Origin of the sequence: Shewanella sp. SM68 (genome assembly GCF_025653925.1) — a bacterium.
Classification (GTDB): domain Bacteria; phylum Pseudomonadota; class Gammaproteobacteria; order Enterobacterales; family Shewanellaceae; genus Shewanella; species Shewanella oncorhynchi.
This window is the reverse complement of record NZ_JAKKRU010000007.1, coordinates 207907-221289: the sequence shown is the minus strand read 5'-3', so window position 1 is coordinate 221289 and position 13383 is coordinate 207907. Positions and strand designations below refer to the sequence as shown.

9 protein-coding genes are annotated in these 13383 nt (G+C 45.9%); 6 read left to right on the top strand and 3 right to left on the bottom strand.

Annotated elements, in window-relative coordinates; genetic code table 11:
• Positions 1–226: 226 nt before the first annotated feature.
• The 6 genes from L5M40_RS13390 to L5M40_RS13365 all read left to right on the top strand — a co-directional run bounded on the left by L5M40_RS13390 (position 227) and on the right by L5M40_RS13365 (position 9585).
• The gene (locus L5M40_RS13390; protein ID WP_049821741.1) at positions 227–1870 is read left to right on the top strand and encodes an L-lactate permease; all 1644 of its coding nucleotides are present in this window, start codon (positions 227–229) and stop codon (positions 1868–1870) included.
• A 77-nt stretch (positions 1871–1947) separates the two neighbouring features.
• Positions 1948–4752: an FAD-binding and (Fe-S)-binding domain-containing protein gene (locus L5M40_RS13385; RefSeq protein WP_113941023.1), complete on the top strand. Its 2805-nt coding sequence runs from the start codon at positions 1948–1950 to the stop codon at positions 4750–4752.
• 311 nt (positions 4753–5063) lie between these two features.
• Positions 5064–5807: a (Fe-S)-binding protein gene (locus L5M40_RS13380; RefSeq protein WP_006085148.1), complete on the top strand. Its 744-nt coding sequence runs from the start codon at positions 5064–5066 to the stop codon at positions 5805–5807.
• Between the two features lie 10 nt (positions 5808–5817).
• Positions 5818–7212, top strand: a complete 1395-nt coding sequence (locus L5M40_RS13375) for a lactate utilization protein B (protein ID WP_168823309.1) — start codon at positions 5818–5820, stop codon at positions 7210–7212.
• Between the two features lies 1 nt (position 7213).
• Positions 7214–7783, top strand: a complete 570-nt coding sequence (locus L5M40_RS13370) for a lactate utilization protein C (protein ID WP_263256759.1) — start codon at positions 7214–7216, stop codon at positions 7781–7783.
• A 623-nt stretch (positions 7784–8406) separates the two neighbouring features.
• The gene (locus L5M40_RS13365; protein WP_263256757.1) at positions 8407–9585 is read left to right on the top strand and encodes an AAA family ATPase; all 1179 of its coding nucleotides are present in this window, start codon (positions 8407–8409) and stop codon (positions 9583–9585) included.
• Between the two features lie 468 nt (positions 9586–10053).
• Here the strand turns inward: L5M40_RS13365 and L5M40_RS13360 are convergent, their stop codons facing one another.
• The 3 genes from L5M40_RS13360 to L5M40_RS13350 all read right to left on the bottom strand — a co-directional run bounded on the left by L5M40_RS13360 (position 10054) and on the right by L5M40_RS13350 (position 13305).
• On the bottom strand, positions 10054–11031 hold the full coding sequence (locus tag L5M40_RS13360; RefSeq protein ID WP_263256765.1) for a transposase: 978 nt from the start codon (positions 11029–11031) through the stop codon (positions 10054–10056).
• 173 nt (positions 11032–11204) lie between these two features.
• Complete coding sequence (locus L5M40_RS13355) at positions 11205–11528, bottom strand: hypothetical protein (protein ID WP_263256756.1); 324 nt, start codon at positions 11526–11528, stop codon at positions 11205–11207.
• Positions 11529–11793: 265 nt separating this feature from the next.
• Positions 11794–13305, bottom strand: a complete 1512-nt coding sequence (locus L5M40_RS13350; RefSeq protein ID WP_113941018.1) for a hypothetical protein — start codon at positions 13303–13305, stop codon at positions 11794–11796.
• Between the last annotated feature and the right edge of the window lie 78 nt (positions 13306–13383).

The window sequence follows — 13383 nt, the reverse complement described above, 5'->3', positions numbered from 1 at the left end:
GAGAAGCACCCCGCAGCACTGTAAATTAGCATTTCATATAACAGCCAAGATGATCTAGATCATATTAGTCAAGCTCACAATAGCGTCTAGTACACAACACAGAATGTCGAGACCGTAAGTACTTGCAGTATTAACTGCTGATTTATTGGTCTGGGAAGTCGACATGAAGGCAGATGAAAAATCCTAATATCAATAATAAGACAGACCACTTTATGAAGAGGCAAGCATGACAATACTTCAACTCCTCGCTAGCTTGACGCCAGTGCTCAGTGTAATGCTATTTCTAGTGTTACTCAGAATGCCTGCATCTAAGGCTATGCCTATCTCCATGATAATCACAGCGCTCGCCGCCGTGTTTATTTGGCAAATGGATACCACATTACTGGCGGCATCGGTCCTCGAAGGACTGCTCTCAGCCATCACACCGTTAACCATCATTTTTGGCGCCGTATTCCTACTCAATACCCTGAAATACTCAGGTGCCATGGACACTATCCGTGCTGGGTTTACTAACATCAGTGCCGATGCCCGTGTACAAGTCATCATCATCTGTTGGTTATTCGGTGCCTTTATTGAAGGTAGTGCTGGTTTTGGTACTCCCGCAGCCATTGGCGCACCACTACTGGTATTGCTTGGTGTACCACCCGTTGCCGCAGCTGTCGTGGCTTTGATTGCTGACTCGGCCTGTGTATCCTTCGGTGCAATTGGCCTACCCGTACTTTTTGGGATGGAACAGGGTCTGATCCAAGGTGGCGTGAGCATGGCGGCGGAGCAATTTGCTGCCCATGGGGGTAACTATGCTGGTTATGCTCGATATATCGTCATGCATATGATCACTATCGACTTAATCACAGGTTCATTAATTCCTCTCGTAATGGTGACCATGCTAACTGGATTCTTTGGTCGCAATAAATCCTTTAAGGAAGGCTTAGCAATTTGGAAATTTGCGATTTTCTCAGGTCTTGCCTTTACCGTCCCCGCATGGATCATCAACTACCTTGCAGGCCCAGAATTCCCTTCGGTTATCGGTTCATTGATCGGTATGGCCTTAGTGATCCCGGTTGCGCGTAAAGGCTACTTACTGCCTAAAACACCATGGAATGATTTCGCAGAGAATGACAGTCAAGAAAGCGGAAAAGTCGAAACAACGGCTAAGTTTTCCCAAATTGCCGCTTGGACACCTTACATCATCATGGCTGCGCTTTTGGTGCTGTCGCGTACAGTGGCACCGTTAAAAGCATGGTTATCAAGCTTTAACATCAGCTGGACAGGCCTAATGGGCACTGAGCTTAAAGCCAGCTTCGCAACCTTATATGCACCAGGTGCCTTCTTTGTTGCCGTGTGTATTTTAGGTTTCTTCCTGTTCAAAATGAAAAGCCCTGCGATTCAGCAAACGGTCGGTGTTTCATGTAAGTCCATGTTGCCAACCATTATTTCATTAGGCGCATCAGTGCCTATGGTGAAAATCTTCTTAAACTCAGGCGCTAATGGTGCAGGTCTTGCCTCAATGCCTGTCGCTTTAGCGGATATGTTGGCAGGTTCCATGGGCGCAGTGTGGGCTTGGATGGCGCCTATCGTGGGGATTTTTGGTGCCTTCTTATCGGGTTCCGCCACCTTCTCAAACATGATGTTCTCCAGCCTACAATACAGCGTGGCCGACAATATTGGCATGAACCACACACTGGTATTGGCACTACAAGGTATCGGTGCAAACGCCGGTAACATGATGTGCGTAATGAACGTGGTTGCCGCTGCAACGGTAGTGGGTATGGCAGGTAGAGAGTCAGAAATTATCCGTAAAACAATGCCTGTTGCCATTGGTTATGCCTTACTGGCGGGCACAATAGCTACCCTGTGGGGTGGATTCTAAGCCGTTTTATTTTATTGAATGCCCGAAGTCACTCCCAGTGACTTCGGCTTTAATCTATTAATAAAGAGAGTGATGCTATGTCGATTAACTATAAACTGGTCATCGATGATCTAAGAACGCAATTAGGTGATCATCCCGTGACGGATGATCCCGTTCGCCGTTTTGCCTGGTCCACCGATGCAAGCTACTTCAGGATAGTCCCAGAAGTGGTTGTCCATGCAGAAACCCTAGAACAGGTAAAGCTCACATTAGCCGTTGCCCGTAAACATGATGCACCCGTCACGTTTAGGGCCGCAGGAACCAGTTTATCTGGCCAAGCTATCGGTGAAGGTATTTTGTTGATCCTTGGCCATGATGGTTTTAGAAAGATTGAAGTCAGTAGCGATGCCAAACAGATCACCTTAGGTGCTGCTGTCATTGGTTCCGACGCTAACGCCGTACTCGCGCCGCTTAACCGCAAAATTGGTCCCGATCCCGCCACCATAGGCTCCGCCAAAATTGGTGGTATTGTGGCAAACAATGCTTCGGGAATGTGCTGTGGTACTGCGCAAAACAGTTACCAAACTATCGCTTCCGCGAAACTTCTTTTTGCAGATGGTACTGAACTCGATACAGGCTGTGAAAAATCAAAAGCTGCCTTTGTTAAATCCCATGGAAAAATACTGGATGCGCTGACAGAACTGTCGCACATGACTCGCCATAACACAGTGTTAGCGGACAGAATTCGTAAAAAGTATTCCATTAAAAATACCACCGGCTACGGCATCAATTCGTTACTCGATTTTACCGACCCATTTGACATCATCAACCACTTAATGGTGGGGATGGAAGGCACCTTAGCCTTTATTAATGAAGTCACTTATCACACAGTGAATGAAGCTAAATTTAAAGCCTCTGCTATGGCCGTATTCCATAATATGGAAGATGCCGCACGAGCCATACCACTGATAAACGGTGAAAGCGTTTCTGCTGCTGAACTCCTTGATTGGCCATCAATCAAAGCAGTAACGGGCAAGCCAGGCATGCCAGATTGGTTATCAGAATTACCGGCCCTATCCGCAATTCTACTGATAGAATCCCGTGCTGATGACGACAAAACCTTAGAAAATTATACTCAAGATGTCACCGCGAAACTCGCCGGTTTTGACTTTATCCGCCCAATGGAATTTAGTACTAATCCAGCGGTTTATGACAAATACTGGGCAATGCGCAAAGGCTTGTTCCCGATTGTAGGTGGTGAGCGTCCAAAGGGAACCTCAGTTATCATCGAAGACGTGGCCTTTGAACTAGAGCACCTTGCTGCTGCGGCGCACGATATCACTGAGCTTTTCCATAAACATGGTTACCCTGAAGGCTGTATTTATGGCCATGCTCTTGCGGGGAACTTCCACTTTATCATTACCCCCACCTTCTCGACTCAAGCTGATATCGATCGTTTCCATGCCTTTATGGATGATATTGCCGACATGGTGATTAACAAGTACGACGGTTCAATGAAAGCCGAGCATGGTACTGGCCGTGCTGTCGCGCCGTTCGTCGAAAAAGAATGGGGACAAGATGCTTACACTTTGATGAAGAGCATCAAACAAGTATTTGATCCACAGGGTATTCTAAACCCAGGCGTTATTCTTAACGACGATAGCAATGTCCACGTTAAAAACATCAAGCCCTGCCCTGTGGTCGATGATTTTGTTGATAAGTGTATCGAATGTGGTTTCTGTGAAAAAACCTGTCCAACATCGGCACTCAACTTCTCACCTCGTCAGCGTATTGCGACTCTGCGTGAAATCGAACGTTTAGAACAATCCGGTGATAAAGCCGCCGCAGCAGAAATGCGCGCCGCCGCTAAATACGATGTAGTTGATACCTGTGCCGCCTGCCAGCTTTGTACTATTGCTTGCCCAGTGGATAACAGCATGGGCCAACTGGTGCGTAAACTGCGCACGCCGTACATCAGCACTACTGAACAAAAAGTCTTAGATTTCCAAGCCAAACACTTTGGCGCAGTTAACCAGGTTATCAGTTCAGGTTTTGACATGCTTGGCGTGATCCACAAGATCACTGGCGACAACATTACCAGTGCCCTAATGAAAACCGGCCGTTTGATTTCAAAAGAAGTGCCTTATTGGAACCCCGATTTCCCGAAAGGCGGCAAATTGCCAAAACCATCCCCCGCTAAAGTTGGCCAAGAAACAGTGGTTTACTTCCCAGCCTGCGGCGGCAGAACCTTTGGTCCGACGCCAAAAGATCCCGATAACCGCACTTTGCCAGAGGTGGTCGTCACGCTGCTGGAACGTGCTGGCTATAACGTTATCACGCCAGAAAAAACCCGCGATTTATGTTGCGGCCAGATGTGGGAATCTAAGGGCGACTTTAAAAACGCCGATGCCAAACGCCAAGAACTTATCGATGCAGTGAGCAAGATGACCAATGGTGGCAAGCTGCCAGTGATCGTCGATGCCTTGTCTTGCACCTACCGCACTTTGTCAGGTAATCCAAAAGTACAAATTATCGACTTAGTTGAGTTTATGCACGACAAGCTACTGACTAAGCTCAACATCAGCAAAAAAGTCAATGTGGCACTGCACTTAGGTTGTAGCGCACGCAAGATGAAACTCGAGCCTAAGATGCAAGCAATCGCCGATGCCTGCTCTGCGCAAGTGCTCAAACCTGCAGGAATTGACTGCTGCGGTTACGCGGGTGAAAAAGGCTTGTATAAGCCTGAAATCAACGCCAGCGCACTGCGTAATATCAAAAAGCTCATTCCTGTCGAGATTAAGGAAGGCTATTACGCCAACCGTATGTGCGAAGTCGGTTTGACCCAACACAGCGGCATTTCCTACCGCCACTTAGCTTATCTGCTCGAAGAGTGCAGCCGCTAATCTGGTATGTCAGTAGTAAACAACGGGGCTATTTTTAGCCCCGTTTGTTTATATAAGCGAACTATTCTCATTTATTTGTCATTAAGTATTTTTTGAGAATTTCAAACCTGAATAAATACATTTTAAAATCAATTTAATCAGCAAGTTAAAATATTCTCATTTTTGCAAAAATCTACAAGCTCATTTACTAAATTAAGGCTACTTATTCCGCATAGATAGGCCTATATTTGATCAACTACCTTAGCATTTGTGTGGACTTTGGGGTCGCACAGCAAGGCAATGTCGTTCACTAACAAGAAAGAGAAAACACAATGAAAATCGCCCTTTTCATCCCGTGTCTAGTCAATCAAATGATGCCAGAGGTCGCGATCGCCACCTTGGAATTATTAGAGAAACTCGGGCACCAAGTGATTCTACCCGCGGGTCAAACATGCTGTGGCCAGCCGATGACAAACTCGGGTTGCTTCGATGCAGCACGCAGTACCACCCTTAAATTGCTCAACGCCTTTAAAGGAGTGGAATGCGACGCTATTGTTTGCCCTGCCGCCTCTTGTTTAGTGGCCGCCAAAGAAAACTTCCACGAGTTTGATAGCAGCCCAGAAGCACAAGCTGTGATCAACAAACTCTATGAACTCACAGAGTTTTTACACGATATCGCGCCGATCCCCGCCTTTACCAAGCCCTTCGCGCACAAGGTAAGCTTGCAACTGAGTTGCCATGGCATTCGCATGTTAAGCCTTGCCACCCCAAGTGAGCAAATGGGGCCAAGATTCAACAAAGTCGAAGCTGTATTGGCCAATATTGCAGGCATAGACATAGTGTATCCAGACCGCCGTGACGAATGCTGCGGCTTTGGTGGCACCTTCGCCGTCGATGAAGGCGCAGTGTCAGCCAAAATGGGCAAAGACAAGGCCCAAGCCCACGCCGCAACGGGTGCTGAGTATGTGGTGGGTTTTGATCCTTCATGCCTGTTGCACCTCGATGGCATGATCCGCAGACAGCAATTGCCGATTGAAATTCGCCACATAGCGCAAGTGCTAAACGCCGCGCTCTAGGAGACTCACCATGGCTTACAATCATAATCACGGAGCTAATGGCTCCCAAGTCCATGCCCATAAAGCCGATATTTTTTGCCGCGACGAAACCCGTGTCGACTGGCATTCAAAAGCGCTATGGATGCTCAGAGAAAAACGCGACCGCGCCGCGGGTAGCATCCCAGAATGGGAACAACTGCGTCAGCTTGGCTCAGAAATTAAGCTCCACACGCTAACCCATCTTGCTCAATATCTTGAAACCTTTGAACAAAACTGTATCGCCAACGGCATACAAGTCCATTGGGCGAAAGATGGCGCAGAGCATAATCGTATCGTGCATGACATTTTATCCCGCCATAAAGTCAAAAAGTTGGTGAAGTCTAAGTCTATGCTGACCGAAGAATGTCACCTCAATCCGTACTTAGAACAACGTGGCATTGAGGTCATAGATACCGACTTAGGTGAGCGGATTATTCAGCTCGCTAAAATGCCGCCATCACACATAGTCGTGCCCGCGATCCATATGAAGAAAGAAGAAGTCGGCGAACTCTTCCATGAAAAACTCGGCACTAAAGCGGGGGGATCCGATCCCTTGTATTTAACCCGCGCCGCCCGTGCCCACCTGCGTGAACAGTTCCTTAGCGCCGATGCCGCGATGACAGGCGTGAACATGGCGATTGCCGATAAAGGCGCCGTGGTGGTCTGCACGAACGAAGGCAATGCCGACATGGGTGCTAACCTGCCTAAGTTGCAGTTGCATTCAATGGGGATCGACAAAGTGGTGCCCGATATTGATAGCGCAGCCGTTTTACTGCGCACACTGGCACGCAACGCCACAGGCCAACCTGTCACGACTTATAGCGCCTTTTACCGTGGCCCACAGCCCGAAGGTGAGATGCACATTATTATCGTCGACAATGGCCGCACTGAGATGCTCAAGGATAAAATCCTCGCAGAATCATTGAAGTGTATTCGTTGTGGTGGTTGCCTCAATACCTGTCCTGTGTATCGTCGCTCCGGCGGTTACAGCTACAACTACACCATCCCTGGCCCAATTGGTATCGCAGTGGGCGCTAAGATTGATGACACTAACTCGATTGCCTGGGCCTGTACCTTGTGTGGCAGCTGTACCTATATCTGCCCAACTAAGGTGCCGCTCGATAAGATTATTTTCCACCACAGACGCCTTAAGGCTGAAGCCGGAAAACTCCCCTATGGCAAAAACAGTTACATGCCATTAGTGGGTAAATTTATGGCAAGCGAAACCATGCTGAACTGCTCTATGAGTGTGGCGAGAACTGCGCTGCGCATTCTACCGGGTAGTCTGTTAAAACCCTTTAGCGGTGCATGGGGTAAATACCGTGAACTGCCCGTTGCCCCGAACTCCAGCTTCGAAGCTTGGTTTAAGAAACACAGGAGCCTATAAGATGTCTAGTAAACTTGAAATTCTCAATGCGCTCAAACTGTCGGCCTTAACAAATCATCCTATGCCAAGCATAGATGTGACGCCAAGAGTCGAAAATCTCGTCGGCCAGTTCGAGACCAACCTCAATACTGTCGCGGGTACGCTGCATAAAGAAGGCGGCATCAAAGCCCTGCAAGCCAAAGTCGATGAACTGATCGCCCAAGGGTTACAGGTCACCTCCCTTGTAGAGGGTGTCACGGCAAACCGTGAAATGCCACCCACTGCCCACGAGCTCAAAAACATAGATTATGCAGTGATCCCAGGTGACATTGGCGTTGCCGAAAACGGTGCCATTTGGGTTAACAATAAGAATCTAGGCCACAGAGTGACACCTTTTATCTGTGAAAATCTGATCTTAGCCCTGCCAACGAATAAGATTGTGCCGACCCTACATCAGGCAGCTAAAGAAATCACGTTAGCCTCAGGTGAGTTCGGGGTATTTATCGCGGGTCCATCAAAAACCGCCGATATCGAACAAGCCCTCGTCGTCGGCGCCCACGGCGCCTGCAGCTTGAACGTGTATTTGCTCTAATGCCTCGAGATTTAATGTAACCAAGAAAATTCAAAGGTTATGGAATAATCGAAACACAAAAGCCGCCTTCATTAGCGGCTTTCTTATTGAGACTTCGCTGAATAATATATGATTTGTAGGCTGATAAACCACTAACACAGCTTACCAATTAACGTTTATTGACTAACAGTTTACAGGCTTGCCATGGCATTTACTCGCCGACTCGGTGAATAGAAACCTAGGGTTTTAAGCTTATGAACGAGAGCCATGGTCGTTCTCATGCATCCCTGCATTGCACGACATTCAGGCGTCCTGCCTATCAGATGGCGAACTGGCAGTTAAACACGGATGTTGTTCAAGTCAATCCGTGGATGCAGGGTCGCCCCGTCCTGCTCTTTGATGAACGGCGCCATCTCTGATATTTATCTGCGTACGTTAGTGACGCTTAAATATAAACCCAACATTAAGATGTTGATTTAAATTGTGATATTACTACGTTCTAAGGCAATCGTTAGTGATAAGCAGGGGATCCGCTTTAACCACGTGCGATAGCGCACATACTGAGGATACCTTGGTAGTATCCTCGACTCAGTTGATAGTATTCTCGATTATGTCCATGAGGCATTTATAGTAAAGGTGAGTAAATGAACGAGGTATTACTACAAATAAAGGCGCTCACCAATGGTGATCCTTTATTGACGGCTGTCATTGTTGGAGTATTAACATTAACGTTAATTGGACTCGTAGGCTATATGCTAAAAGATGTCCCCGCGAAGCTGTTAAGTTGGCTCAGTAGTCTGCTGTTTGTGCGGCTCACTATAGACGATAGTCATCAGGCGCGCACAGAGGTATTCAATAAACTGTCCTTTTTGATCAGTAATACTACTATTCCGTTTTTTTCACGCTCTATCTCTGAGGCTGTGTACTATGACTATAGTGTGAGTTACGACGGGCGTGTCAGTGTTAAGTCTATCGGCTACGGTATACACCTGTTTAAATACGCTGGTTGTTTCATGTTGGCTACCCGAGCTAAGGTCGATAGTACAATGGCATACGATACTATTACTGTAAGTGCACCATGGTGGGCAAAAGATAAACTATACAGTTTTTTAGAAGATACTCGTGGAGACATCTCTACTGAGCCAAAAGTGAATATTTTCGAAGAAACCGAATGGTGTCGCTATGGCACATTGAAATCATCGGGTTTTAGTGAATTAGTGCTAGATGAAGAGTTTAAGCAGAAGTTGATGGGAGAAGTTGATAACTTCGCAAGTAGAGGGAAATCGGTTGTAAGTAAGCTAACCATACTGTTACATGGAAAAACGGGTACTGGTAAGACGGGTATAGCGAGAGCCTTAGCTGTTGAGTATCATCGCGATCTATACATATTGAATCTTTCGACTGTAAATGATGCCACTATTCATAAGGCGATTAGAAAGGTACCGCCCAGAGCTATGTTGTTAATAGAGGACTGTGACTGTGTAAAGGCTACGGTATCACGAACTGCTGAAAGCAATGTAGATAACCCACCACTCACTTTAGGTGGCGTTCTAAACGCGTTAGACGGAATCATTCCTCTTGATGACTGCCTTGTAATAATGACCACAAATCATCCTGATAATCTTGACCCAGCGTTGATACGTAAAGGTCGTGTAGATGTCAGTATTGAAGTACCACTTATCAGTGCAAAACAAGTTAATGAAGACTACTTTGAGCGTTTTGGCGCAGTTCTTAATAGAACTGAGCCATTGTTAGGTTGTGAAGTCTATGAACTCCATCGCAGAGCGAACTTAAGATATGGTGTGTGTTGTAAGCCAGTGTAACCCTTATCCTCCGAAATAGACTCATTCAACGGTCAACTCTATTTGGCCACCGCTTTAACCGAGTACTTATTAGGGTCTGAGTTAACTTTCCTCAGACCCTTTAACTTTCCAAACTCAGTAGTGGACTTGAGCCAATTGTCATGGGGAGGTAATCATCCCATTTTTAATGGACGTTAGAAGTAGAAGGTTGCGTTATTAAAGCCTGTTTGTATTTTGGAGCCGATTTCCAAGCTACCCATGATGCGACAGGATTTCCAAGCCACCCATGATATAAAACATAGCCTACAACACCTAAGTCGCATTTACTAAAGGTATTTTTACTGAGGTTGAAAGTCACATTTTCGAGGTTTTTTGGTCGTTTTGTATTAATTTGCCGATAGTTAGCTGAAATTGGATGAATTAAGTTCGAGCCATATTCTCCACTGCGGTGGATTAATCAATTTGAACACTAAATTATCTCTGCTTCGGTCAGCTTGCCATTAAATGCTGGCAGCTGTGTCGATAATGCCTTCGTCGCTTTTCAAGGTGTTCGCAGTAACAAGTGAGCTCTTGCAAAGTACCCACGGGACCTTTAAATAGCTGCCCGAAATGGTGAGTGAGCTTAAGCCAATGCTCAGGTGGAATATTAAGGCGACTCAGTAAGCTAGCACTGTTCGAACTGATACTCCCGCATTTATCATCGCGAATAATTCTGCCTGTATCGTCGACCAGCTGCAGATAATCTTGTAAATCAAAGTGCAGCCCTTTAGACATATTGTCCCGCTCATTACCGATAAAGGGCAATAATGTTTGAGGTTGTTTGCCTGCGAGTGCCGCGCGGATACGCCGTTGAATACTGGTGAAATCCGAGGTTGCTGGTGTTGTGGCTAGTTGAGCGCGAATAGGGTTGAGGTCAACATAGGTCATACATGCGAGTACTGCCGCCTCATCGAGTAGGGCTTGGGATTTAAAACGGCCCTCCCAGAAGCGTCCTGTGCAGTTATCCTCTTGATTTGCCTTACGGGCTATAGGTTCATTTAACGCTCGCATAAACCAAGAGATATCACTTAAGCGACTGCGATATAGGGCGATATGGTGTTTAAGGTTAGCCACGTCATGGGCTTCAACAATGTGCCCTTTGACAAATTGTTGTGTTAATTCAGTGCCTTTAAATACTTGATGCCAATGCTCAAGCACTTCTCTATCACTCCATTGATTGGCTTGGTAAATATCCACACAGAGTACCAAGTACAGATGGTTGCTCATCACTGCATATGCTGCAACATCAATAGCAAAGACCTGAGCCAGTTTAAGTAATTGCTGCTCTACCCACTCGCGTCTATGGTCGTAATTTTTACCTGAGAAAAGGTCTTCACCACACAAATAGGCACGTCTGACTACTCGACTACAGCAGTGATAAAAGGGCGTATCTTCCAAACTGACTTGAGTTCTCCTTGGCTGTGGCATCATCACACTCCTTGTGCGGGGAAACAGACACTAAGCCTAGTTGCTAATTTGGTGACTCACCAAGAAGCACCATCAAATTCACAATAATTAATAATGGGTGGCTCAGAGAAAGAATTGATGGGTGGCTTAGAAAAAGAATTAACAGGAAGCAAACATTAGAAGACTCTATGGGTTCAACAAATCATTAAGTCATGATAACCATGAATAAAAATAAACTTATCGTCTTCAGTTAGGGGGAACTGGCCAAGTTGCTGTAATCTGATTTTTAACTCAGTAAGGAGAAATAAATTGGTATCAGTCAAGCCGGAAGGAAAAACGGTTTTGGCAATTCTAATAGCATAAATGGATTTATAGCTAATACGCCTTTGCACAAACAGACAATCAGCAGCCATGATCTCGAATAACACTTGATTTGATACTTCATAATCGAGAGGAAAATCCTCTTCACCTACCAACTGCAGCTGCAAATACACAGAGCTAGAAGCTAACAGCGTCATACATTCGCGCCATTTAGTATTATTCATCATAGAATTCATAACGTTAAATTGTTCTTCGCCATTATTATCGACAAATTGCCTTTGGCGTTTAACTGTACCACTACAAACAGCCCATATAGAGATTAAAAATGGCAGCGAAGAGAGACCTACGCTGCCATTTTAGTGTGAGAGTTCAATGCTCAAGCTGATTACGATGACTTTTAATACCTAACTTAATGCTAAGTAAAACTCCCACCGACATATCAACAAGCTCTAACGAAATAAGCTACATAAACGCTTTGGTGAATGCTTCTTTCGACTGGCGAATGTAGTTACGGGCGCTTTTGGCGTGCTGCTCCCACACGGCGCGGTCGCTAGGATCGGTAAAGGGGTTTTGCTCGGCGGCAATTGAGCGCTCAAATTTGTCGTAGAAGGTCAGCATGGCCGAAGTGATCTGATTAAAACGTTCCTTGAACTCTTGAAATTCATCAATCTTCTCAGTGGTTTTAATCATGTACTGCACTAACTCTGCATTGCTGTTCGAAGCCAATAGCGCTTCAGCTTTAGCACTGATATTGGCACTCGCCTCGGCAATCACCAGCGCGCGTGCCTGCTCGTCTTTACTCATCACTCGGCTGTAATTTTCAGGTGTACGGGCAATACTGGCATGCTGTAAGTAACTGCGCAGATGCTTGTCGAGATCCTTACGGAAATTATCTAAGTTCTTCTGCATACTGACTAAATCATTGTCGAGTGCAGTGACTTGTTGCAGTTCTTTTTCGATTTCAGACATAAACCGTTCGGCCTGCTGATAAATTTTCAGGCCATTTTCTTCAGCAAACTTTTTATCACTACGGCTTAAGTCACTGTTGTCATAATTAGAGCGATCAAAAGTCGCAGCTAAGAATGACTTAAAGGGTTCGGCAAAGGCGGAATACGCACCGGCACTGACCACGTTTAAGGTGGCAGTAGCTAAGTCACCAAAGGGTTTCACCATAGAGCCTAAACGCGCCTGTTGGAGAGGCGATGCCACACGTTTAGCGTCAGTTAAAACCGACCTAAAGGTGTTATATCCCATAGGGTTAGACATTTTATTGCGCTCAGACGTCGCCAACACAAAGGTGATACTTGAATAAATAGCATTCGAGTACTCGAGGTATTGTCTTTGGCTCTCGAGCTGAGCGGCATAATTTTTACCTAAAGTACGAAATGACTCAGACTGCACTTCGTAATTCTTATCAGCTTTCAGCTTATCTAAAATCCCGCCGATAATTTTCTGCTCATTTTTTTGCAGGGCCATATCAAGGCGAATTTTACCTAAGCTCAAATCGTCCAAACTGATAGGGCCATTAATGGCCTCAATATCAAGACGGATATATTGGCGACTCGGATCATCAATAGACACTCGGTGTGCTAAATATTCGTTAGCCCCAGGGGTGATATCGATTAAAGCAACATGCTGCCACTGGGCATCGAGCTTTAATACCGGAGAGGTCAATACATTGATTCGATATTGGGTTTGAGTATTCTGGGTTTTGACCCAAAACTCTAATAGACCCGCTTCAGAAATAGGGTACTTACTGACGATACTGCTATTGCCTTCGACGCAAAGCAGCGCACTTTCACCTGTGTGAGGTTCAGCGCCTTCAAATTGACAACCCATGATCCACGACCAAGGTTGAGATAAACGATTGCCTTCGAAGTCGCTGGCAAACACTAACTCATTCTCTTTGGCACTGGCATTAACTGTCGTTAACACGCCAAGCAACAGCATAGAAATGACTGCAGTGGTGCGCATAAGGGCCTCATAAAACATAAATTACTAAAATCAACGAGCGAGTCATTCAGCTCAATACCCAGTCATATCAACGATCAA